The organism is Acidimicrobiia bacterium, assembly GCA_035948415.1.
Classification (GTDB): Bacteria; Actinomycetota; Acidimicrobiia; order IMCC26256; family PALSA-555; genus PALSA-555.
On record DASZJD010000011.1, the window covers coordinates 1 to 23447 of the forward strand.

At 72.9% G+C, this 23447-nt stretch carries 21 protein-coding genes and 1 pseudogene; 10 read left to right on the top strand and 12 right to left on the bottom strand.

Annotated elements, in window-relative coordinates; all coding sequences use genetic code 11:
- Positions 1–299, top strand: a 299-nt coding sequence (locus tag VG869_01415; protein HEV3449839.1) for a sugar transferase, incomplete at its 5' end; no start/stop codon positions are given.
- 176 nt (positions 300–475) lie between these two features.
- Here the strand turns inward: VG869_01415 and VG869_01420 are convergent.
- Positions 476–1480: a hypothetical protein gene (locus VG869_01420; GenBank protein ID HEV3449840.1), complete on the bottom strand. Its 1005-nt coding sequence runs from the start codon at positions 1478–1480 to the stop codon at positions 476–478.
- Between the two features lie 435 nt (positions 1481–1915).
- Between VG869_01420 and VG869_01425 the strand changes: the two genes are divergently transcribed.
- The gene (locus VG869_01425; GenBank protein ID HEV3449841.1) at positions 1916–2125 is read left to right on the top strand and encodes a hypothetical protein; all 210 of its coding nucleotides are present in this window, start codon (positions 1916–1918) and stop codon (positions 2123–2125) included.
- A gap of 66 nt (positions 2126–2191) precedes the next feature.
- On the opposite strand, the gene aceE is transcribed toward VG869_01425, so the two are convergent.
- From aceE to VG869_01450, 5 genes are all read right to left on the bottom strand, one after another.
- Positions 2192–4897, bottom strand: coding sequence for a pyruvate dehydrogenase (acetyl-transferring), homodimeric type (gene aceE / locus VG869_01430; protein HEV3449842.1), 2706 nt, complete (start codon positions 4895–4897; stop codon positions 2192–2194).
- Positions 4898–5020: 123 nt separating this feature from the next.
- Positions 5021–6298 (bottom strand): phosphodiester glycosidase family protein, encoded by a 1278-nt coding sequence (locus VG869_01435; GenBank protein HEV3449843.1) that lies wholly within the window; start codon positions 6296–6298, stop codon positions 5021–5023.
- A 128-nt stretch (positions 6299–6426) separates the two neighbouring features.
- Complete coding sequence (locus VG869_01440) at positions 6427–7344, bottom strand: decaprenyl-phosphate phosphoribosyltransferase (GenBank protein HEV3449844.1); 918 nt, start codon at positions 7342–7344, stop codon at positions 6427–6429.
- 77 nt (positions 7345–7421) lie between these two features.
- Positions 7422–8087 (bottom strand): hypothetical protein, encoded by a 666-nt coding sequence (locus VG869_01445; protein HEV3449845.1) that lies wholly within the window; start codon positions 8085–8087, stop codon positions 7422–7424.
- 188 nt (positions 8088–8275) lie between these two features.
- Positions 8276–8869 (bottom strand): hypothetical protein, encoded by a 594-nt coding sequence (locus tag VG869_01450; protein ID HEV3449846.1) that lies wholly within the window; start codon positions 8867–8869, stop codon positions 8276–8278.
- Between the two features lie 543 nt (positions 8870–9412).
- On the opposite strand from VG869_01450, the gene VG869_01455 reads away from it, so the two are divergent.
- The 3 genes from VG869_01455 to VG869_01465 all read left to right on the top strand — a co-directional run bounded on the left by VG869_01455 (position 9413) and on the right by VG869_01465 (position 14283).
- Positions 9413–11104 (top strand): hypothetical protein, encoded by a 1692-nt coding sequence (locus tag VG869_01455; protein HEV3449847.1) that lies wholly within the window; start codon positions 9413–9415, stop codon positions 11102–11104.
- 198 nt (positions 11105–11302) lie between these two features.
- Positions 11303–13777: a hypothetical protein gene (locus VG869_01460; GenBank protein ID HEV3449848.1), complete on the top strand. Its 2475-nt coding sequence runs from the start codon at positions 11303–11305 to the stop codon at positions 13775–13777.
- Positions 13778–13920: 143 nt separating this feature from the next.
- Positions 13921–14283 carry a VOC family protein gene (locus tag VG869_01465; protein ID HEV3449849.1) on the top strand — a complete coding sequence of 121 codons (363 nt, stop codon included), beginning with the start codon at positions 13921–13923 and terminating at the stop codon, positions 14281–14283.
- Positions 14284–14452: 169 nt separating this feature from the next.
- Here the strand turns inward: VG869_01465 and VG869_01470 are convergent, their stop codons facing one another.
- The 3 genes and pseudogenes from VG869_01470 to VG869_01480 all read right to left on the bottom strand — a co-directional run bounded on the left by VG869_01470 (position 14453) and on the right by VG869_01480 (position 16977).
- Positions 14453–15286, bottom strand: coding sequence for a uroporphyrinogen-III synthase (locus VG869_01470; protein ID HEV3449850.1), 834 nt, complete (start codon positions 15284–15286; stop codon positions 14453–14455).
- Between the two features lie 123 nt (positions 15287–15409).
- Positions 15410–15601 (bottom strand): annotated as a pseudogene (locus VG869_01475) (LuxR C-terminal-related transcriptional regulator).
- A gap of 149 nt (positions 15602–15750) precedes the next feature.
- Positions 15751–16977, bottom strand: a complete 1227-nt coding sequence (locus VG869_01480) for a hypothetical protein (protein ID HEV3449851.1) — start codon at positions 16975–16977, stop codon at positions 15751–15753.
- Between the two features lie 455 nt (positions 16978–17432).
- Here VG869_01480 and VG869_01485 point away from each other — a divergent pair, with 455 nt between their 5' ends.
- Together VG869_01485 and VG869_01490 are read left to right on the top strand one after the other, a co-directional pair.
- Positions 17433–18158, top strand: a complete 726-nt coding sequence (locus VG869_01485) for a hypothetical protein (protein ID HEV3449852.1) — start codon at positions 17433–17435, stop codon at positions 18156–18158.
- A gap of 217 nt (positions 18159–18375) precedes the next feature.
- Complete coding sequence (locus tag VG869_01490) at positions 18376–19476, top strand: ABC transporter substrate-binding protein (protein HEV3449853.1); 1101 nt, start codon at positions 18376–18378, stop codon at positions 19474–19476.
- A gap of 42 nt (positions 19477–19518) precedes the next feature.
- Here the strand turns inward: VG869_01490 and VG869_01495 are convergent, their stop codons facing one another.
- The 3 genes from VG869_01495 to VG869_01505 all read right to left on the bottom strand — a co-directional run bounded on the left by VG869_01495 (position 19519) and on the right by VG869_01505 (position 21831).
- A complete protein-coding gene (locus tag VG869_01495; GenBank protein HEV3449854.1) occupies positions 19519–20157 on the bottom strand; it encodes a hypothetical protein in 639 nt (212 codons plus the stop codon).
- A 26-nt stretch (positions 20158–20183) separates the two neighbouring features.
- The gene (locus VG869_01500) at positions 20184–21173 is read right to left on the bottom strand and encodes a YHYH protein (GenBank protein HEV3449855.1); all 990 of its coding nucleotides are present in this window, start codon (positions 21171–21173) and stop codon (positions 20184–20186) included.
- A gap of 145 nt (positions 21174–21318) precedes the next feature.
- On the bottom strand, positions 21319–21831 hold the full coding sequence (locus tag VG869_01505; protein HEV3449856.1) for an OsmC family protein: 513 nt from the start codon (positions 21829–21831) through the stop codon (positions 21319–21321).
- A 45-nt stretch (positions 21832–21876) separates the two neighbouring features.
- Between VG869_01505 and VG869_01510 the strand changes: the two genes are divergently transcribed.
- The 3 genes from VG869_01510 to VG869_01520 all read left to right on the top strand — a co-directional run.
- The gene (locus tag VG869_01510) at positions 21877–22125 is read left to right on the top strand and encodes a hypothetical protein (GenBank protein HEV3449857.1); all 249 of its coding nucleotides are present in this window, start codon (positions 21877–21879) and stop codon (positions 22123–22125) included.
- Between the two features lie 85 nt (positions 22126–22210).
- Positions 22211–22738, top strand: a complete 528-nt coding sequence (locus tag VG869_01515; protein ID HEV3449858.1) for a flavin reductase family protein — start codon at positions 22211–22213, stop codon at positions 22736–22738.
- Positions 22739–22788: 50 nt separating this feature from the next.
- On the top strand, positions 22789–23447 hold a 659-nt coding region (locus tag VG869_01520; GenBank protein ID HEV3449859.1), incomplete at its 3' end, for an LLM class flavin-dependent oxidoreductase.

Below are 23447 nucleotides of genomic sequence, written 5' to 3' on the forward strand. Positions count from 1 at the left end.
ACGAGCTGCGAGCCCGGGAGGCGGTCCGGCCCGGGATCACCGGCCTCTGGCAGGTCGAGGCCCGCGACAACCCGTCGTTCCTCGCCTACCGGCGCTTCGACCTCTTCTACATCCAGAACTGGTCCGTCGCCCTCGACCTCAAGATCCTCGCCAGCACCGCGGGCGCGCTCGTCACCCACGTGCTGCGGATGACCCGGCACGCCACCGAAGACACCGAGATCGATCTCGTGGGCGCCGATCGTCAACACGTCGGCGGCGACCGAACCGACGGCGACCGATCCGGAAGCTCCACCGCCTGAGGGGCTCGTCCGGTCCCGCCACGGTCCCGGACCCGCTGCGGAGCGCAGCCTCGTGTCGACGCCGCCGCACCGCCAGCATCCCGGGCAACGGAGCCCCGACGGCCCGAGTTCGCTGGTGGCCCGCGCTGCGGCCGTCCCGCGCGCCCCGTCGTCGACGGGTCGCACCGACGGCTCGATCAGAACCCGGGTGCGAGCGGCGCGAGCCGAGCGCCGGGGCCGCCCGGATGGCTCTGGGAGTTGTTGGTGACCCAGCGCATCGCCGCTTGGACCGTCGGCATGTCACGAGTGGCCGCGGCGATCGCGGCGGCGTCACGCGGGTCGCTCTGCTGGTCCTGGGCGTAGAACACGTTTGCGCCCGCGTTGTCGACGTCGTAGGCCCCGTAGTGCTGCAGGGCGTCCCAGATCGCCGACCCGAGCGGGCTGAGGCCGGCCGGCTTCGGAACACCGGGCGGGATCGCCAGCAGGCCGGCCTCTTGGGCTCCGTCGCATCGCACCGCGGGCCAGATCGGGCACGGGCCGGAGCCGGGTGGTGGCCGGACCGGGTTGGGCCCGGCGTCGGCGAGGTTGCCGAGATCCTGCAGGTCGCTCCCGTGGCTGGCGAAGGCGAGGACGTGCCGGATCGAGTGCGCGGCGATGTCCCGCGGTCGGATCAATCCTCCGAGGAAGCTCGTGCCCGCACCTCGCATCGGCCCCAAGAACGCGTGCTTCCGAAGATCGACGTGCAGGTACTTGCCGGCCGTGTACGGGTCTCCGGCCGTGCCCGCGTGCGTCCCTCGATCGAACTGCCACCACTCCTCGGAGAACCGCCGGTCGGGAGAGATGACGACGAGACTCAGGTCGGTGCCGACGGCCCCCTGCGCGCTCGGGGGCATCCGCACCGTCGCGTCGCGAGGAGAGTCTCCACCACTGGTGCGCACCGTGCGCCACGGATCCGAACGCGACGCGTAATAGACAGAAATCGAATACTGGGTGTAGTTGATCCACTGCGCCGTCTTCAGGACTTGGGCCGAATCGAACGTCGCGCCCGAGCCGAGCGGGACGTTCCAGGGGTCGTCGGGGGCGAACGGCCACACGCTGGCGTCACGAGGGGCACGCGGTGACGCCGGCGTCGAGCGCCCGGTCATGCCCGTCGCCAGCCCGCACAGCAGCAGACACGCGACGAGCGAACGTCGACCAGTCATCGGGGCTCCGTCCGCGGGTAGACGGTGGTGCCAGCGCCCGCGTCGCCGGCCCGGCCCGACCGTCTACCACGCGCTTCGGGGGCCCGGCACGCGGGCTCCGCGCCGGGCCCGCCAGCGGCGTGAACGGGCGGCCGCCGACGCCGCTGCGGCCTGCCGGCCCCGGCTCGGGCCCCCGGGAGCCGAGGCCCGGCGGGCCCACCGGGCCGACGCTCCGACGCCGGCCCGCTCGCCCTCCTCGGCTGGGGTTCCGGGCCGGCACACCCGGGTGGGGGTCGATCGCCGAGAGGGGCCCGGAACCCCGGAATCTCAGGGCCTTTCGCCGCGCGCGCCGACCCGGCGGCGTGGGACAATGGAGCGTCGCGACCCGACGCCGAGGCCGCCGCGGGGAGGCGGAGGCCCGAGCGGCGGGGTCCCGCGCGAGAGGTAGGTGACCAGGTGCCCAGGAAGGGACGTGCTCGCCGGTTCCGTGAGGCCCGGGAGCTCAAGCAGGGCTTTGACGACGGGCTCTTCTCCGAGTCCGACCGGACGCTTGCCGATATGGAGGAGAACGGGGACGACAGCTCGGCCTGGCTCGAGGAGCGTGACGAGCACGGCGAGGACTGGGACGAGGACGACCCGCTCCGGATCGACGAGCGGCGGCGGTAGCGGCCCGGGAGGCGCCCCGCCGACGCTGGACCGCTCCGTCCGGCTCCTCCGGCCGCCGCCCGGCGGTCAGGTCACCCGGGGATCCGCTCGGTCGGGATCGATGTCGTAGCGCCGGATGGCCTCGGCGACCTGCTCGCCCTTCAGGTCGCCCTGCCGGGCCAGGGCCTCGAGCACGGCCACGACGATGTGGGCCGCATCCACCTCGAAGTGCCGCCGCAGCGCCGCTCGCGTGTCCGAGAACCCGTATCCGTCGGTGCCGAGCGCCACGAACGGCGAGGGGGCCCACCGGGCGATCTGGTCGGGGACGGCCTTGAGGAAGTCGGTCACCGCGACGATGGGGCCCTCGGCGTCGGCGAGGGCCTCGGTCACGTACGGGACCTTCGGGACCTCGGTCGGGTGGAGCCGGTTCGAGCGCTCCACGCCGAGCGCGTCGTCGCGGAGGAGCTTGTAGCTGGTCGCGCTCCAGAGGTCGGCCGCGACGTCGAACTCGTCGGCGAGCATCCGCTGGGCGTCGAGCGCGGCGAGGACGGCGGTGCCGCTGGCCAGGATCTGGGCCCGGTACCGGCGGTCGTGCTCGGCGGCGCGGAACGGGTAGAGCCCGCGGACGATGCCGTCCTCGACGCCCGGCGGCATGGCCGGCATCGGGTAGGTCTCGTTGTAGAGGGTGAGGTAGTAGAAGCAGTCCTCGGCGTTCGAGCCGTACATGCGCTCGATCCCGTCGCGGATGATGACCGCGACCTCGTACGCGAACGCGGGGTCGTAGGGCCGGCAGTTCGGGTACGCGGCGGCGTAGAGCTGGCTCTGGCCGTCGCAGTGCTGGAGCCCCTCCCCCGTCAGCGTGGTGCGCCCGGCGGTGGCGCCGAGCAGGAAGCCGCGGCCACGCTGGTCGCCGAAGCTCCAGATGAGGTCACCCACCCGCTGGAAGCCGAACATCGAGTAGAAGATGAAGAACGGGATCATCGGCTCGCCCCACGTCGCGTACGCGGTGCCGGCGGCGGTGCAGCTCGCCATCGAGCCCGCCTCGGTGATCCCCTCCTCGAGGAGACGCCCCGAGCGCGCCTCCTGGTACGAGAGCAGCAAGGCGGCGTCGACCGGCTCGTAGGCCTGGCCGAACGGGGCGTAGATCTGGAACTCGCGGAACAGCGCGTCGAGGCCGAAGGTCCGGGCCTCGTCCGGGATGATCGGCACCACGCGCCGGCCGAGGTGCGGGTCCCGGAGCAGGTTGCGGAGGAGCCGGGCGAACGCCGAGGTGGTGGACGCCCGCACCTTCTCCCCGCTCCCCGCGAGCAGGTCTCGGTAGGTCTCCCGATCGGGGAGCACGACCGCCTTGCGCCGCACGACGCGCTCCGGGAGCGGTCCGTGGAGCGCTCGCTGCCGCGCCGCCAGGTACTCGTACTCGGGGGAGTCGGTGCCCGGGTGGTAGTAGGGCGGGTCCCCCTCCTCGAGGGCGCTGTCGGGGATCGGCAGCTCCAGCCGGTCCCGGAAGCGCTTCAGCGCGGCGACGTCGAGCTTCTTGATCTGGTGCGTCGCGTTGCGGGCCTCGAGGCCCTCGCCGAGGGTCCAGCCCTTGATCGTCTTGGCGAGGATCACCGTCGGGCTGCCGCGGTGCTCGACCGCGGTCTTGTACGCCGAGTACAGCTTCCGGTAGTCGTGCCCGCCGCGCGGCAGGCGCTGCAGCTCCTCGTCCGACAGGTGCTCGACCATCTGACGGAGCCGGGGGTCCGGGCCGAAGAAGTGGTCGCGGATGTAGGCGCCGCTCTCGACGGCGTACTTCTGGAACTCGCCGTCGACGGTCGTGTTCATCTTGTTGACGAGCACCCCGTCGACGTCGCGGGCGAGGAGCTCGTCCCATCCCCGGCCCCAGATCACCTTGATCACGTTCCAGCCCGCGCCCCGGAACGTCGCCTCGAGCTCCTGGATGATCTTCCCGTTGCCGCGCACCGGCCCGTCGAGGCGCTGGAGGTTGCAGTTGACGACGAAGATCAGGTTGTCGAGCTGCTCCCGGGCCGCCAGCGAGAGCCCGGCCATGGCCTCCGGCTCGTCCATCTCGCCGTCGCCGACGAAGCACCAGATCTTGGCGTGGCTCGTGTCGACCACCTCGTGGTGCAGCAGGTAGCGGTTGAAGCGAGCCTGGTAGACGGCGTTCAAGGGCCCGAGGCCCATCGACACGGTCGGGAACTCCCAGAAGTCGGGCAGCCGGCGGGGATGGGGATAGCTGGGGAGCCCGCCGCCGAAGACCTCGCGCCGGAAGCGGTCGAGCTGCTCCTCACCGAGGCGGCCGGCCAGGAACGCGCGCGCGTAGACGCCCGGGGCGGCGTGGCCCTGGACGTACACCTGGTCCCCGAAGCCGCCGTCGCTCTTGCCCTGGAAGAAGTGGTTGAACCCGACGTCGTACAGCGCCGCCGCCGACGCGAACGTGGACAGGTGGCCGCCGAGCCCGTCGAAGCGCCGGTTGGCCCGGTCCACCATCGCCATCGCGTTCCAGCGGATGGCAGCCCGGATGCGCTTCTCGAGGGCCTCGTCGCCCGGGAACCACGGCTCCTGCTCCGGTGGGATGGTGTTGATGTAGTCCGTGGTGACCATGGCCGGGACGCCGACGCCCTGCTCACGGGCCCGCTTCATCAGCCGGGCGAGCAGGTATCGGGCCCGGGCCCGGCCGCGCCCGTCGATGACGGCGTCGAGCGAATCGAGCCACTCGGTGGTCTCGCTGGGGTCGATGTCGGGCAGCTGATGGACGAAGCCGTCGATCAGCATGGGGTCCCGTGCGTCCATCCGGACCCACGATACGGCGCCCCGTCCGTGGTTCGAGCCCATGGTCCGGCGATGGCTACCCGGCGGTCACGGCGCCGCGCTCGGGACGAGGCGGCGGCGCCCGCCGGGACGCGGCGCCGGCGGTCAGTGGGCCGCGAACAGCGCGAAGAAGTCGCGCTCGCCCGGGACGAGGAAGTGGTCCTCGGGACGCACCATGTTCGGCAGCAGCTTGACGCCGTGGACGTCGGCGGGGTTGAGGCCATTCTGCTGGAACGTATCGGCGGTCACCCACGTGGTGTTGATGTCGAGTTCCATCGCCCGGACCGCGCCGGCCCGCTGGAGCAGGATGGCGAGGCTCTGGACGCTGAGGCCGGGCCCGCCGACGTAGACGAGGGCGCCGCTGGCGTCGGTCCCGACGCCGGACCGCCACACGTAGAGGTTGTTGCCGAGCGTGGCGCCCCACTTGGTGTTCGAGTCGCTCGCCAGGCCCGGCACGAGCTGGCCGTTGTCGACGAGGAGCGACAGGTTCTGGCGGACCGTGGCGACGCTCGGGGTCAGCGTGACGTCGCGGCCCCAGAGGCCGACGCTCGCCCTCCCGGCGGTGTCGACGACGAGGGACGCCACGCCGTTGGCGAGCGGGTGGATCTGCTGCCCGAAGTTGTAGTAGCCGCCCCGGGAGTCGGAGATCTTGAACCCCGAGTTGAAGGCGGCGATCAGCCCCGCCCGCTGGTCCAACGGCACCTGCCCGCCGAAGGGGTTCGGGCCGCCCGGCTCCTGGAGCCCGGGGATCAGCTCGGCCTTCAGGAGGGTGGTGTCCATCCACATGGCGGCGGTGACGAGGCTGGTGTGGAGCGCGTCGGGCCGGAAGTACGTCGTGTACACGGCGGGCAGACCCTGGACCGCTCGGCCGGTCGGCTGCCAGACCCCCTCCCCCGGCAGCGGCGTGGTCACGAGCGGCTGCATGTTCGCCGGGGGCGGCAGGTGGGCGGGCACGACCGGGCCCGAACCGTGCCGGGCCCGGGCGTTGGGGCCGAGCCCCTTGGCGTGGGGCAGCCCGTGGGCGAGCTTGCCGCCGACCGGAGGCTGGTTGTGCGAGTACCACCAGTGCTCGATCGTGTTCACCACGCCGTTCATGCCGTTGTCCTTCAGCCACTCGATGCTGCGGAGGCCGACCGGGTCGCTGCCGGGCGCGGTGACGGCGCGGAAGTACGACCACCCGGCGGGGACCAGCACGCCGAGCAGGGCCAGGGCGACGATTCGCCGGGCGATCCGGACCCGACGCCGACGCTGCCGAGCCCGTGCCGCCTCGGCGGCCTCCCGGCGGTCCCGGCGCTCGCCGGTCGCGGTCCGGCGCGGGGGCGGGAGCGGGTGCGGCTGGGTCGGCGCATCGGCGCCGCTGAGGCCTTCTCGGACGGTGCTCATCGAGGCTCGCGGGGGGTCACAGGCGTCATCAGGTCGGGCCTGCCCTCACTGCCCGCGCCGCCGCCAGCCTATCGGCCGCGTCCCCGGCGCCTGGGCGCACCCCGCGACCGACGGCGGGCGCCGCCGGCTCAGGCGTGGACGCCGAGAACGAAGGCGACCAGCCAGAGCACCCCGAGCACCTGGAGGACGCGGTCCTCGAAGACGATCTCCTCCGGGGCTCCGCCCCCGCCCCGCTCGATGATGTAGGCGTAGCGGAGCATCGCCAGGACGAAGGGGACGATCGAGGTGCGGAACCACAGGACGTCGCCCACCCGGGACCCGACCTCGAAGGCCCAGAGGCAGTACGCCGTGATCGTGACGCTGGCCCCGACCGAGCGCACGAGGAGGAGGAAGCCCGGCGAGTACTCGTCGAGCGTCGCCCGGTGGGCGCCCGAGTCGGCCCCGAGCGTGACCTGCTCGGCGTGGCGCTTGCCGGTCACGATGAAGAGCGAGCCCGCGCCCGCGACGATGAGGAACCAGTTCGAGAGGGCGACGTTCGTGGCGACGCCGCCGGCGACGGCTCGGAGCACGAAGCCGGCGGCCACCGCGCCGAGGTCCACGACCGGCTCGTGCTTCAGCCACAGGCTGTAGGAGATCGTCAGCACGGCGTAGCCCCCGACCACGGCCGCCAGCTGGCCGCCGTTGATCGGGGCCGCGACGCCGACGCCGATGACCACGAGGGCGACCGCCATCCCCTTCGCGAACGTCGTGCTCAGCTCGCCGCTGGCGACGGGCCGGTTCCGCTTCGTCGGGTGGCTGCGATCGGCGTCGGCGTCGAGGGCGTCGTTCAGGAAGTAGGTGCCGCTCGCGGTCAGGCACAGGGCGACGAAGGCGACCGCAGTGCGGCCGATCTGACTCGGGTTCGTGAGGACCCCGGCGGCGCCGGGGGCGGCGACGACGAGCAGGTTCTTGAGCCACTGCTTGGGCCTCGCGGTGCGGACGAGCGCGAGGAGGAGGGAGGGGCGGGGCGCCTCGACGGCGGGGGAACGCTTCGAGGCCACGGCCACGACGCCGTAGGGTACTGGCGAGGCCGACCCGGTCTCGGTGCGCGTCGGGCCGGAGCGGCAGGGCGAGGCCGCCGGGGTCAGGCGATCCGGGCCAGGTGGACGATGTACCAGTGGCCCCGCCACGAGATCATCGACGCGATGGCGAACGACCCCGGCCGCCCGGCGACCGAGTAGTGCACCTGGGCCCCGTAGACCCGCCAGTACGGCAGCCGGTTGTACTCGCTGCCCGGCAGGACCCACTGCGCGGACTGCGGGACGTCGATCCCGACGAGCTGGGCCGGGCCGGGCGCCCCACCCAGCGAGGCGTGGAGCGCGTGGATGTCGCGCTGATAGGCCGCCACCAGTCGCTGCTGCCAGTCCGAGGCCGGGTTGCTGATGGCCTTCACCTGGAGGTACGCGGCGAGCGGGAAGAAGAAGGGCATCGCCGGGGTGGGGTCGTCGGCGACGATCGCCTGCCAGAAACCCGCGAGCCCAGCCTGGAACTGCGCATCGGTCGCGGCGGGCCGGTCCATGGTCTGGGGCAGGGTCCCAGCGTCGACGGTCGTGGTGGTGGGAGGCGGGGCCGTCGTGGACGTGGTGGTCGTCGTGGGGGCCCGTCGGGTTCGCGCGGCGGAGCTCCGGGCCGAGCCCCCGCCCAGCCCGACCACGGCGGCAGCCGCGCCGACGACGACGACGAGGGTCAGCGCGCCGAGCAGGCGGCGTCGGCGCTGGCGGCGCCGACGTCGGAGCGCCCGGCTCGTCACGCGCGCACCGTAACGCGCCGGTTCGGCCCGGCTGCGCCGGAGCGGCGACGCGTGCGCGGCCGGCCGTTGGCCGCCGGCCTGATCATCGAGGGTGATGCCGCGTCCGCGCGTCGTCCTGGCGCGAGGAGCGAACGTGCCGGCCGTCTCCCGGACGGTGTCGCGCGACGCGGCGTGTGCTGCGCATGCCGCTACGGGGCGAACACGAGCCGCAGTGACGCGACGATCGCTGCATCCCCGGACTCGGGGATCCCCGACCCCGGCTCGAGCTCGTACTCGCAGTTCTCGGTCACGATCCGGAGCAGCGTCGCGCGCGGCCTCGAAGGCGTCGTGCGCACCTGCGATCCGTCCGCGAGTGTTTCCACCTGCGCGGCGGCGCTGTAAAAGCCGCGGTCGCCGGGGTCCCCGGCGGGAAGGACGGTGAGGGTCAGCCCCCGGTCGGCGCTGCCGGTCAGCGTCCAGCTGACGACGAACTCGCCGAAGACGTTGAAGCGGCTGGTCGGGACCGGCCGCAGGGCGGTGGGCGCGAGGGACGTCGGCAGGACGAGGTCGCACGCGGGACGACCGTCGGCGATGTCCTCGGGCGCAGGGCCAGCGCCGTCGTAGTACGCACGTGCGGTCGCCACCAGCGGACCCGGCGCGACGACCGGACCCCACGGGCTGGTGATGACCGCGCGCCGCCCGACGGGAGGTCGTCGCGGGGGCGTCAGGTCGCTCGTCGCGGCCCCGCTGCACGCGGTCAGCGTCAGGAGCGCCGCTGCGGCCCACCAGCGGCGTCGTGCCATGCCTCGCCTCCGATCGGCGAACGTGGGGCGGCGCAGGGTACCCCGACCCCGACCCGAGGGATCACGCTTCCGGCCGTGACCCACCGTCGACGCGGCTGGGGCGCGCGGACAAATCGGGACCGCTGCGCGATGGTGACGGCTGGCGCCGCGCCACCTCGGTCCCGGGGGGGAGGACCGAGGCGCGCGGTCGCCGTCAGGCTACGGGACGCGGTGTAAGGCGGCCATAACGGCGCTGCTCGCCGGAGCCGCGGCGGCTCCGAGCGCGCGGGGAGATCGGGGGCCAGCCGAGCCCGGTCGTTCGCTCGCCGAACGGTGGACCCGCTCGCCGAGACGATCGCCGGGGTCGAGGGCGAACAGATCCAGCGCTCGCGGCGGCGGACGCGCCACGGCGTGCGTCCGCGTGGACGGGTCGAGCGCTGCGATTCGAACCCGGAGTGCGCGAGGCGCGAGCCGATCGGGCGCGTCCGGGGCAGTGATCACCGCCGCGGCACGCGAGTCGCACACGGGGGCAGTCGCTGAAGGTCGACCGTCTAACCTGCTCGCGTGACGGTGGCCGAAGCCGAGCTCGCGCCGGCGCCCGCGACCTCGGCGCTCGGGCATCGCCTCACCCCGCGGGCCCGCGATTCCCTCGCGCTGCTGATCTTGCTGGCGGCCTTCCTGCTCCCCCTGCGAGGGCTGCTGCGCAGCCCGGGGCCGCCGATGGAAGAGGGGTTCATGCTCGTCTTCCCGGAGCGGGTCCTCGCCGGCGCGATCCCGAACAAGGACTTCCTGCACCTCTACGGGCCCGGGAGCCTCTGGGTCCTCGCCGGCGTGTACAAGGTCTTCGGCACGTCGCTGATCAGCGAGCGGATCGTCGGCTTGCTGCAGCAGATGGCGGTGGCCTTCGGGGTCTTCGCGCTCGCACGTCGATGGGGTCGAGGCGTGGCGCTCGGCTGCGGGCTCATCGCCGTGGTGTTCCTGGTCCCGCTCGGGCTCGCCGCGCTGGCGTGGGTCGGCGCGGTCGGCCTCGGACTGCTGGCGCTGGCCGCCGCCGCCGCGAGCCGAGACGCCGCCAGTCCGCGGCGCGGGCAGCAGCTCGCGCTGGCGGCCGGACTGCTCATGGGCGCGGCGCTCTTGTACCGCATCGACCTGGTGCTCGCGGCGGCCCTCTCGGTCGTGGCGCTCGGGTGGGGCAGCGCCCGAGCGCTCAAGCGTTCCTTCGCGATCGGATTCGGACTGGGCCTCGCCCCGTACCTGGTCCACCTCGTGACGGCAGGACCCGGCACCGTGGTTCGGGGGATGATCACCGAGCCGCTCTTCAAGCTCCGCGGTGGTCGCAGCCTCCCGATCCCTCCGCCGTGGGGCCACTTCAACAGCGCGATCCAGTCGGTGGCCGATCTCATCAAGCTGCGCTGGCCGCTCCCGACGCTCCGCGGCCCGGCCCAGCTCACGGTGTGGTTCTTTCTCTTGCTCCTGTCGGTCGCCGCCGTCACGGCGATCGGCGTGCAGGCGGTTAAGCGCGACCGTGGATCGACGCGACCGCGGGTCTTGCTCGCGGTCGCGCTCTTCAGCGCCGGGATCCTGCCCCAGGCGCTCCAGCGCGCCGACGGCACGCACCTGGCCTGGGTGTCCTGTGCGGCCCTGGCGTTCGTGCCCCTCGCCGCGGTCGAGGCGATGCGCGTCCGCCGTCCCCGATGGCGATCCGGCACCGTCGGGATCGCCGCGGCCAGCATCTTCCTGGTGCTGCTCGTGCTCACGATTCCCGACAACACGCTGCGCGGCTACACCAGCTTCTCGGCCCAGACCTTCGGCCTGCACCGGGCCTCCTACGCGATGTCCCACCGGGGTCGGATCTTCTACTACGGGCGGGCGGACGACGCGCTGGCGGCGAACCGTCTCACGGCTGCGGTCGAGCGCGTCTCCAAGCCGGGCCAGCGCCTCCTGGTGGGGTCCGAGGACCTGCGGAAGACGCCGGAGAGCGACGCCTACTTCTACTACCTGCTCCCCCAGCTCACGCCGGGGACCCGCTACATCGAGATGGATCCCGACGTGGCCAACGCCAGTGATTCGGGACTCGCCGGTGAAGTCCACCGCTCCGACGTCCTGATCCTGTCGTCGGCGTGGAACTACTGGAACGAGCCGAACGACTCCCGGAAGTTCGGATCCGATCGGCCGAACCAGGTCGTGCGGAGCGAGTTCTGCCTCGTCGGGAAGTTCGGCCCCCACTTCGAGCTCTTCCAGCGCTGCCGCCGCTGAGCGGCGCCGTCCACTGCCGACCGCTGCGGGTCCGTCGTCGGGGCGGTGATCGATCGCGCGCGCGAATCGCGGCCCCGTCACCACGAGGACTCGCGTGCCGAGCCGAACTGCGGCCGCCGCGATGCCGCGCGACCGCTGAACTCGCGGGGTGCCGTGCTAGCGTCCCCAGACTCCGCATCGGCCGAAGGTGGACAACTTTTGGCAACGACGAAGCCCAGCCCGGCGGCGGTCGACCAGCCAACGTTCGTCAGTCCCGACACCGAGCGGCGCGTCTATTACGTCGAGATCTTTCTCGCCAGCTTCGCCGCGCTGCTGCTCGAGATCAGCTACACGCGCGTCATCTCGTTCAAGCTCTTCTACTACTACACCTACTTCGTCATCGGGCTCGCCCTGCTCGGGATCGGGTGCGGCGGAGTGCTCGTGACCGTGTCCGCCCGGCTTCGACGGGCCGCGACCGACGTGGTGCTCATCTGGAGCTTCCTCCTCGGCGCCCTGTCGGTTGTGGCGGGCTACTTCGTGATCGCGTACACGTCGCTCGACACCTTCGCGATCTGGCACTACGGCACGCGCGGCTCGGTGACGAACCTGGCGCTGCTCCTCGCGATCTGCGCGGCGTTGTTCGTGCCGTTCATCGCGGTCGGGGTGATCGTCTCGACGCTGCTCGGCCGGCGACCCGACCGGGTGGGCCGCCTCTACTTCGCGGATCTGGTGGGCGCGGGCCTCGCCCTGGCCATCGTCGTGGCCCTCCTCGGGTCGATCGGATCGCCCGCCACGATCTTCCTGGCCGGGGCGATCTTCGTGCTCGCGGGGCTGCGCGTCATGGTTCGGCGGCGATCGCCGACCATCCCGGTGGCGGTCGCACTCGCGGCCGCGATGATCGTGGCGGTCGTGGCACCGAGCGTCGTGCCGGACCCCAGGCTCGAGACCAGCAAGGCCGACCAGTTCCCGAGCGGCGCCATCTACTCGAAGTGGAACCCGATCTTCCGCGTCGACGTCTTCCAGACCACGGCCACCACGCGGACGCTCTACCACGACGGCCTCATCGGCTCCTCGATCTACCGCTGGGACGGCAAGAACGCCTCGCTCCGGAGCTTCGGGTTCGACACCGACCTCCGGGCGCTCCCCTTCGCCACGCTCGGGAGCCCACCGAAGCGCGCCCTGATCATCGGGGCGGCGGGCGGCCACGAGGTGTTGTCGTCGCTCTACTTCGGCTCCGGCCACACCGACGCCGTCGAGCTGAACCCCGTCACATACTCGCTCGTCACCGACCGGTACGCGAGCTACGACGGGCATCTCGCCACCCATCCCGGCGTGAACTACGTCAACGGAGACGGACGGTCGTACCTGGCCCGGAGCACGCCGAACTACAACCTGGTCTGGTACCCGGCGCCGGACAGCTACTCGGCGGCCAACGCCGCCACCGCCGGCGCGTTCGTCCTCTCGGAGAGCTACCTCTACACGAGCAACGCGATCAAGGACAGCCTCGAGCACCTGAAGGCCGGCGGCATCGTCGCCACCCAGTTCGGCGAGGTGAACTTCGAGCGCAAGCCCAACCGGACCACGCGATACGTCTCGACCGCCCGCAAGGCGCTCAGCCAGCTCGGCGTGCACGACCCGAGCGGGCACATCGTCGTCGCGACCTCCCCGACCTCGTTCGGCGTCTTCGGCGCCGGCACGATCTCGACGATCCTCGTCAAGCGGGGCGCGTTCACATCGCCCGAGATCGCCCGCTTCGTCGCCAAGGCTCGCCAGATCCCGGGCTCGATCGTCCGGTACGCGCCGGGTCAGCCCCGGGTCGGCAACACCGTCACGAACGTGGCGACCGACAGCAGCTCGCAGCTCGACGCCTTCTACCGCTCCTACCCCTACAACGTCGGCACGATCAGCGACGACACCCCGTTCTTCTGGCACTTCCGCACCTTCAACAACGTGATTCGCAACGTCAACCACTCGATCACTGACCGCGATCGCGAGGACACCGTCGGCGAGCGCGTCCTGCTCCTGCTCCTGGCGATCGCCGCCGTCCTGGCGGTCGTGCTCTTGCTGCTCCCGTTCTTCGCCATCCGGAAGGACTGGCTCGAGCTCCGGCACAAAACACGGTCGGCGATCTACTTCGCGGCGCTGGGCTTCGGCTTCATCTTCTTCGAGATCACCCTGATCCAGCGCCTCACGCTGTTCCTCGGGTACCCCACATACTCGCTCACGGTCACGCTGATGTCCCTGCTCGTCTTCCTCGGGGTCGGCGCGTTCCTCAGCTCGCGGCTCCAGGGGAACCCCATCCGGGCGCTGCCCGTGCTGGCGGTCCTCATCGCGTCCCTCACCGCCTTCTACCTGTTCCTCCTGCCGCGGGTCACCGACGCCGCCCTCGGCCTGCCGCTCGCGGCCCGAGTGCCCATCGCGTTCGTCGTGCTCGCGCCGCTCGGGATCTGCCTCGGGCTCTTCATGCCCCTCGGCCTCGGCGCGGTCGCGGAGCTGAGCACCCACCCGCGTGAGTACGTCGCGTGGGGGTGGGCCGTGAACGGGTTCGCGTCGGTGATCGGCTCGGTCCTCGCCACGATCCTGGCGATGAGCTTCGGATTCCACACCGTCCTGGTCGTCGCGCTCGTCATCTACCTCATCGCCTTGATCAGCCTGCGGAGCCTGCTCGGAGCGAGTCGAGCGCTCGCGACCTAGGCGCAAACCCGGGCTTCGACAACGTCGCCCACCGGCCGTGGCCCGACGGCTCGACCGGACCCGGTGCTCGGCGATGCCGCCCGTGCGACGATGCGCCGCCGACGCCTGCGACGCCCGGTCCGGCTCCGTGCCACACTGCGGGCGTGAGCGGACGCCCGCCGGTGTGGGTCGGCCATGCCTTCCTCACCGTCAGCGACCTGGATCGGTCCGCCGACTTCTGGCGCTCGATCGGCATGCGGGAGGTCGAGCGCAACGCGCAGGTCGCCGTCCTCGAGCTCCGAGGCGGCACCCACCTGCTGCTCCTGCCCGGCACGCCGGCCGCGGGCGCGGCGGTCCCGTTCGACCTGATGGTCGAGGACCTCGACGCCACACACGCCGAGTGGAGCGCGTCCGGACTCGATCCGTCGCCGATCGAGCACGGGCAGATCCACTCGGCCTTCACCGTGAAGGACCCCGACGGCTACCGAGTGACGGTGAACAGCTCACACGTCGTCGGCGAGGTCTGACGTGTTCGCCTCGGAGGCCCGGAGGGAGGCCTCGCTGATGGGCGGTGGTCGTCAGGGGAGCACGAACGGGAGCACGAGCACCAAGAAGGGCGGGTCGGCCAAGAGGGTGCTCAGCTCGGCTGCGTGACGTGGCCCCGGGCGCGCCGACGACGCCGGGCGGCGGTCAATCTCAGCGAGCCCGCGGGCCGACACCCTGCAGGTGCTCGGTGAGTACCTGGACGAGCGGGATGAGCCGGGCCCGTCCAGGCACGAGCGGCGCGACGATGCCCTCCTCGAATGCGCCCCGCGCGCAGACGGGGCCGACGCAGGCCGCGACGGTCGGCCCGTTCAGCGTCCGGCGGACCTCCTCGGCCTGGCTGGACTGGGCTGCGAGCACGAAGAGGTTGTGGAGCGCGGGAGCGGTGGTGAACGTCACCGCCGCGACCCGCTCGGCGCACACGGCGTCGATCAGCGCACGTGCGGGCGCGGGGTCGACCGGCAGCGTGGACCGGTAGGCGTCGACGTCGAGCACCGAGGCGCCCGCGGCCTCCAGCTGGGCGGTGGCGGCGGGCATGGCGGCACCGTGCAGCTGCAGGACGATCCGGGTGCCCGCCAGCGGCTCGGTGAGCACTCGCGCGACGAGCTCGTCGAAGCGCTCCTCCGGGGCCCGCCACCACTCGTCCAGACCCGCGGCGGTGTTCGCGGAGGCGGCCTTGGCGCCACGATTGGCGACCCGGGCCCGCCCCAACGCCTCCAGGAGCGGCTCTCGGAGGCCCCAGCCCTCGGCGGCGCGCAGCCAGCTGCGCATCCCGAAACCGGTCGACGCCAACAGGTAGTCCGGGGGGCGCTCGATCACCTCCCGGGTGACGGCCCGGAGGATCTCGTCGTCGCCGAGCGACGAGACGCTCAGGGTCGGCCCCACGACGGTGTCGGCGCCGCGAGCCCCGAACAGCTCCACCTGCTGCTCGGCGCTGCGCTCAGCGGTGATCCCGATCGTGAGCCCTTCGAGCCGAGGTTCGCCCATCGCTCCCATCGTCGCGCGCTTCCGAGGCGGTCGCGAACGCGTTCCTCCCGGGCCCGGGCCGGTGCCCGCCGTCCCAGCGCGGGCGAACCGCGACCCGCATCGCAGCCCGACGCGTGGCGTCGGTCAGTCGGTCCAGCCGGCGCGGACGAGCCCGGCCTCGCACGCGAACGCGACCAGCTGGACGCGGTCCCGAGCGCCGACCTCGGTCGTCGCCCGGCTCACGTGGGTCTTGGGGGTGGTCAGGCTGATCACGAGCGGCTCGGCGATCTCGCCGTTGGAGAACCCGGCTGCCACGTGGCTCGTCACCTCACGCTCGTGCGCAGGTGGTCGTTACTCCTGCGCCCGGACCCCGCGCCCGCCGCGCGTTGACGTGAGGATCCGCTGAGCCGGCGGCTACCGGTCCCGCCCGCCCACGGTCAGCGCCGACCCGCCGGGCGGGCGTGGCCGCCGACGCGGAGGAGCGATCACGGCGTGGCGGCGTCGTCCGTGGGCGCGCCGGCGGCGTCGCCCCCGCTGGGGCTGTCCGGCGGCACGGCACCGACCGTCGCGGTGCCCCCCGGGCCGGCGGTGCCGGCGACGTCGGCGGGCGGGGCCGCGGGTCCCGACCCGCTCGACGATGCCGTGCTCACGCCGGCGGCGGATCCGGTCGTGCTCGACGTGGTCAGGCTCTGGACCGCGGCGACGCCGAGGACCCGAGCACCGGCGAGCCGGGTCGGCGTCAGGGCGGCGGCGACGTGCAGGGTGGTCGCGCTGCCCGCGGAGGCGGCGGGCGCGAGAGCGGCGACACCGGCGGCCACGACGCCGCCTCCGGTGGCGGGGTCGTAGCCGGCGTCGGATCCGGAGCTGACGAGGGTGGTCGCCGCCGCGGCGGAGACGCTCGGTGTGCCGCTGCCACTGGCGCTGGGCCCGCCCGGCGACGCGACGCTGGCGGGCGGCAGCGGTGTCGAAGGCAGTGAGGCGGCCGCGCTCGAGGACGTGAGCCCCAGCGCGCCCCGCTCGGCCGGGGCGACCACCGGTGATATGGCCGGCGCCGACGGAGCCGTCGGTGCCAGTCCCGCGCTGCCGAGGGGCGGCGCGGGCGCCGGGCTCGACGCTGCGGGCGGCGTGCTCGGACCGCCGGCCAGGCCTCCGACTCCGCCCGTTCGGGAGCGGCTGGCGCGCTCACTCGTGTGTGTCCCGCCCAAGGTCACGCTGGCGACGATCGTGGCGATGCTCACGGCCACGGCGCCGAGGCCGAGGCGCTGCAAGACCGGCTCCTCGCGGCGGGTCCGCTCGTCGAAGGCCCTGAGCGCACCCGCCAGGGCGACGGCCGCCTGCTTGGTGCCGGAGCCGTCACCCGACGCCGCCGTTCGAGCCTGCGCCTCGGCTCCGGGGAGCCGCGCCGCGGTCAACACGACGCTGAGTCGCGAGGGTGGCCGGACGGGGAAGACGATCGCCATCCCGAGGAGTGCTGCGAGGGCGAAGGCGTGCCGTTCGAGCCTCCGCCCGCACATGAAGACGGCGATCCCCGTCCCGATCACCGCGATCCACCAGGCGGCCCCCAGTCCCTGCGGTCGGGGGACCAGGATGCTGACCGCGAGCGCTCCGATCACGGCCGCGACGGGCGGCGCGACGATCGCGAGGCTGCCGACGATCCGGGCCGCCAGCGGGTGGCGCACCCATTGACTCCCCGACCCACCCGACGCACTCACGGGGCCGCGTGGTCCTCGTGCTGCTCTGGTCGCATTCGCTGCCCCCGGGTCGCCCCGCCGCCCTGGGATGCCAACTCGAGCTCGCGACCACCCCTGTCGCGGCTTCGACCCCAGATCAGCGCCCGGCTCCTCATCGCACGATAGTTGCGACGGTGTGGAGAGGAAAGCGGGGAAGCGGTCCACGGACGCGACCTCGACCGCGGCGCGACGTACGTGTCGACGCGCGTCCGCACGACCGCCCCTTCGTGGCGTCCCGCGGTGGCTCGGGGGGCGGAACGACACGCGCGTGCCACCGAGCGTGAGTGAGTGGCGACTCGGAGCGTTCAGCTGGCGGCTCGGATGACGAGGCTGAGAACGGCCGGCGACGCGCCGGCGTCGACCGGACATCTCCGCGGACCGCCAGCGTTTCAGGAACAGGTGGCGGGGAGAAAGACCTAGGGGAGCTGGGAGGTTTCGTGCAGACCGGGGTCACCGTCGAGGTCGCCCGCGAGTTTCGTCGTGCCCTCGCCCGCTTCGCCCGCGCGTGCCGGCGGCTCCGTCGCGTGTCGGCGGCGGCAGGCGTGTTCGTGGTCGTGATGCTCGGCGCCGGCCCGGCGGCGGCCTTGCCGCGGCTGCCGTTGCCGCTCCCTCCTCTTCCGCCGCCGCTTCCCGGGTTGGGCGCCCCGGCGCCAGGCCCGCGGCTGCCGGTGCCGACCCTGCCCCCGCCGGTCTCACGCCCGAGGGTGACCCTGCCGGTGCCGAGCCCGGCCTTCAACGCGCCGGCGCTTCCGGCGGTGCCGGTCCGCGCCGCGCCGCTGGTGCTCGCGTCGCTCCCGGCCTTTCCGATGCCCGCGCTGCCGCCCGGTCTGCTGTCGGGTGGCTCGCCGTCGCCAGCGGGTGCCGCCACCCCGGCTCCGACGCCCGGCGGCGTGACGGCCCGGTACCGGTCCTCGGTGCAGGGCGCTGACAGCGGCGGCCCGTGCTTGGCCGCGGCGTCGGCCGGCGTCGGCGAACCCGCGTCATGCGGCGGTGGCGTGTCGGTCGCGGGGCTGGCCGCGAGCCGCCCGACCGACGGTCGGCTGCCGGTGACCGGGTCACTCATCGAGCCGATCGTTCTGCTCGGCAGCCTCCTGCTCGTGACGGGCATCCGCGTCCGCGTCGCGCGTCGAGCGTCCTCGACGCACGAGCCGCGTGCGGCATGACGGCCGTCGCGGCCGCGTCGCCCTAGCCAGGTCGCGGGGCTCGAGCCGCCGACGCCGGCGGGTCGATGCCGACGGCTCCGGCCGGGCGCGTGCTGCCTCCCGGCGCTCGCGTCGGCGGGTCTGGGCCCTCGCGCTGGCGAGCGCGGTCGCCCTCGGCCTCCTGAGCAGCTGTGGGCGGCCGGCGGCCACGAGAATCGAGGGCGCGCCGATCCCGGTCATGACGATCGGCGACTTCGCGTCCCCCGGAGCCATCAACCCCGAGTGGGTCACGGCGGTGCAAGCGCGGTTTCGGACCGTGAACGCCGGCGGCGGCCTGCTCGACGTGTTTGACCAGCGGCACAAGGTGGTGCTGAGCGTCTGCGACACCGAGGTCGACCCCGATCAGACGGCCCGCTGCGCCCAGCGGGCGGTCGACCGACGCGTCGCCGCGGTCGTGGGGATGGCGGCCGCGTACAGCGACCGCGCCTGGCCGATCCTCGAAGCGGCCGGCATCCCCGTGATCGGGCCTCGCGTGAACGGCATCGGTGACGCCACCAGCCCGGTGTCGTTCCCACTGGCGGCGGGGCTCCCCGGGCAGCTCGCCGCCATGCCCGAGGTGCTGGCTCAGCACGGCGCGACGAGGATCGCGGTGATCCTCTCGGACTTCGGAACCGGGACCGACGACGCGCTCACGTTCATCCAGCGCGGCCTGAGTCTCACCCCCGCCTCGGCCGGTCCGGTGGTCCGAGTGCCCCAGGGGACGACGAACCTCGCGCCCGCCGTCGCGGCGGCGACCCGAGGCGGGGTCGACGGGATCGTGGGCCTGGTGGCCGGCGGCCCGCCCGGCTCGGTCGTGCAACAGCTCCGATCGTCGAGCTTCCGCGGCAGCTATGCCACGCTGGCGTCGTTCGGCAACGCCGGCCTCGCGAGCGACCCGAACCCCTCGATCGACGGGACCTTCGTGGTCAGCGAGTTCGCGCTCCCTTCGTCCGGCGGCCCGGGCTTCCGCCAGTTCCACCGCGACATGGCCACCGAGAGCGCCCCTCGCGCCGCGAACGACGGCACCATCAACTTCTGGCTCTCGGCGTGGATCTTCGAGGGTGTGGCCCGGTCCCTGTCGTCGATCGACGCCGGGTCGGTCCTCCGAAGCCTGGAGCAGCTCAACGGCTACTCGACCGGTGGGATCACCCCGCCACTGACCACCACGCGCACCCAGGACCCGACCCTGCCGCGCCTCTTCAACTCGGCCGTCGCGCTCAACACGACCCAGAGCGGGCGCCTCGTGTCCACCCGCAGCCAGTTCTTCGACGTCGTCGTCGGTCGGTACGTCGCTCCGTGATCCCCGTGACCGGGGGATGATGCGCGCTCCGGGGTGGCAGCCTCAGTCGAGCGCGGGCGGCCGCGGCGGGTTGCGACGGGGCCGCGTGATCTCGAAGAACCCCGGCTCTCCGGCGATGACCTGGATCGCGTCCCAGAGCTGGAGCGCAGCGACCCCGGTGGGCGCCGGCGCCATCACCGGGCCCTTGAATCCGCGCGGTGGTTCGTCGCGCACGACGATCGCCGGCGTCTGCGTCTTGGTCCCGCCAAAGGCGTAGGCGACGTCCATCGCCTCGACGATCGGCCCATCCCACTTCTCGTCGTCGGCCGCGCCGACGAGCTCGGCGTCGAGGCCGCAGGCGGCAAGGCACGCCGCCAGCAGCGTGCCGTCGCGTGCCCCCGGGTCGTCGAAGAAGCGCCGGCCCCAGGCCGTGTAGAGCGCGTCGACGGCGTCCTCGCCGGCGCGGGCCCGGGCCGCCTCGAAGATGCGCAGCATCCGGTGCGAGAGGGCGTGAGCGGCGATCGCGGCCTCGCGGAACTGCTCGGGCACCGTCGGCGCGACGCCGTAGTCGTCGCGGATCTCGAGGCAGTACGACCGCCACGTCACGGCCAGGTCGCGCGTCGGCGCCACCTCCTTGACCCACCGCGACGTGATCCATGCCCACGGACAGCTCGGGTCGACGAACACCTCGACGTCGGTCATGCCGCGAGACTACCGACGGTCGAGGATCAGCCCGTCGGCGGCGGCGGCCCGCCGCCGGATGGGGGCGGGCCGGCGGCTCCGCCGCCGCCGCCGCCGTTGCCGACACCGGTCGCGCCCTGATCGCGGATCGGGGTCCCGTGGTAGCAGCCGACGGTGTACGGATACTCGAGCGTCGCGACGTAGTGGTACCTGACGCTGCTCTTGCCGCTCCACGTGATCGTGCTGGTGCGACCGTGGCACCCGTCGAGGTCGGCATCGGTCGGGAGGCGGCCCTGGGCGTCGCGCTCGACGTAGATGCCGTATCCGTCCCTCGCGTAGCCCACGAGCGTGGAGCGGCCCACCGCTCGAGCCCGGATGCAGGACGGGACGTCGTGATGGTGGTAGGCCGAGCTCGGGTCGGGATGCCCGTCACAGCGGTCGAGCACCTCGTGCGCGACCGCGTCCCTTCCCTCACCATCGAGGGCGTTGAACAAGAACACGCCGTCGGTGAGCACGCCGATGCGGCCGCCGCTCGTGCACGACGGCTTGGCCGCGGCGGCCGGGTTGGCGGGCAGCGTCCAGATGGTCGGCTGGGCCGCGATGTGGTTGCCGTTGCGGTCATACGCGGAGGCGGGATCGCTGATGGTAATGGGAAACACCCCCGTGGTCTGACCCAGAGGAAGGTCCTTGGTCTTGATGACTCGCTTGTTCCCCGTCACGCGCACCGAGAAAGACGCCGCCGGCCAGCTCACCGAACCCCGCACCGCGACCTTGGCGGTCGAGTTCCACGTCCCGGCCGTCGCGTTGATCCACGGCCCGACCACCTGCGCGCCTCCGATGCCACCGAACGTCGTCTGACAGGAATCCACATACCCGACCCTCGGGCTCGTGGACAGCTTCCCGTCCCCCACCGGAACCGCGGTTGGGTCGACAGCAGCGGCCCTAGCCCGTGGGATCCCGCTCGACCGCGCCGGCGCCGCCGCCGTCGCGCCGAGCGCGGCCAGCAGCGCGACGCCGACCACGATCGCCGTCAGCACCGGACCCTGCCTCCCGACCATCTCCCACCAGCGTTCCGAGCGGAGGCGAGACGCTAACCGGTGCCCGACGGCATCCCGCCGGTCGCCAACGGCCGACCACAGCGCCGGACGCCCTCGGAACTAGGGCCCATCAGGCCGGACAGGGTCAGGAAGGCGATGCCCGGGAAATGCTCATCTCCGTCGCGCCCGCGAGGGTCTGGTACACGACGCAATACCGCTCGGTGGTGGCGATGAGAGCATCAACGTCCTCGGCCGGCGCGTCACTGTCGAGCTCGAAGGTCAAGCGGATGGCGGCGAAGCCCACCGGCGCGTCACGATCGACGCCGAGCGTCCCGCGAAAGTCCAGGTCGCCTTCGGCGCGTACCGTCCCCGTGACGACGCCGAGGCCACGGCTCGTGGCCACCGACCGCAGCGTGACACCCGCGCACGCAACGAGCGCGTCGAGGAGCATGTCCCCCGAACAGGCCAGGCTCCCGTCCCCTCCCGTGGCGGGGTGCAGCCCCGCCTCGACGAGCCCTCGGCCGGTCTGCACCGAGCAGGCGATCGCCTCCGAGCCCAGGGTGCCCTCGGCACGCAGCGTGACGAGGGCCGCGCCGGGCTCGCTCCGGTAGCGGTCCTTGAGCGGGGCTTGTGCTGCTCGCAGCTCGTCGCCGTTCACCCATCGACCTCCGGGTAGTGGGTTGTTTCGACCCTACGCAGCGGGGTGCTGCTGGGCCCTACCGGCCCGGAGGATGTTGGTGGCGGCGTTGGTGTCGGCGTGGGCGAGGTGGCCGCACGCCTGGCACTCGAGCGCTGGCGCGGCTGCGCCGCCGGGAGCGACGTCCAGCTCTGGACCCTCGCCGGCTGGGGGCACCAGTGGCCCCGCGCCGCAACCGCCCGCGATCCCGGCGTCATCGACGCCACCCGCGTGGCGCTCGCCTTCTTCGACACGCACCGCCGGCGGCGCCCCTGAGGGCGCTTCGACGCGAAGACCCGGGCCGGCGCCGCCCCGGGCGGGTGTTTGCGGCGGTCGGCGGGCGGGGAGGTGAAGCCCGCTGGTGCCGAAGCCCGGAAGGAGCGTGGTCGTGGATTCGGAGACCGAGGCCTTTGCGACCATCGTTGCCGGACTCGATACCCCCGCCTACGTGGTGACGGTCGCAGCTGGGGCCGAGCGGGGCGGATGCTTGGTGGGCTTCACGACGCAGTGCAGCATCGAGCCCCCGAGGTTCGGCGTCTGGCTCTCGAAGGAGAACCGCACGTACCGTCTCGCAGTGTCGGCAGCCACCCTCGTCGTCCATCTTCTCCGCCGCGGTGATCGGGACCTCGCGCGCCTCTTCGGGGCCACCACCGGCGATGCGGTCGACAAGTTCAAGGACGTTGAGTGGCGGCCCGGTCCCGATGGCTGTCCGGTGCTCGTCCGCTGCGACTGGTTCGCCGGCGCCATCGTGCAGCGCGTCGATACCGGAGACCACGTCGCCTTCGTGCTGGCCCCGCGGGAGGGACAGTGCGAGCGATCGGGCTTACCGCAGCTCGGCATGCGGGAGATCGGCGATCTGGAGGCCGGGCATCCGATCTCGAGGAGCTGAGACACCGCTGGCAGCACGCCGCGAGCCCCCCGACGAGCGCGCCGATCGCCGTGCAGGTTGACCTCCTCCTCGACCCTTTCGGTGCCCGCTGGGCCGAGATCCGCGACGCCGCGCTCGCCGCCGCCGCCGCAGGGTTCTCGGGCATCTGGACCTGGGATCACCTGGACGGGCGCGTCGACGACGCCGACGACGTCCTCGAGGCGTGGACCGTCCTGACGGCCGTCGCGGTGGCGGTGCCCGACGTCGCGATTGGCCCGCTGGTGTTGAACGTCGCGAATCGCGATCCTGGGCTGCTCGCCGTGATGGCGGCAACGCTCCAGGACGTCTCCGGCGGTCGCCTCCTGCTCGGGCTCGGAGCGGGCGGCGGCTCCGAGGTCGGCTACCGGCGCGAGCAGGCGGCGCTCGGGCGTGCGGTCCCAGCCGACCCGCAGCGACGGGCGCAGGTCGCGGCAGGCATCGAGGAGATCCGGCGCCTCTGGCGGACGCCCGGGTTCCTGGAGCCGACTCCGCCGCCGCCATTCGTGATCGGTGCCTTCGGCCCGAAGATGGCCGAGCTCGCCGGACGCGTCGGCGACGGGGTCAACACGCGTGCGGCGCATCCGCGGCTACGCGAGCTGCTCGAGATCGCACGCTCCGCCCACGCGGTCGCAGGTCGCGATCCATCTCGCTTCCTGGTCACGGTCTTCACCGAGCTCGATGACGCCTGGCT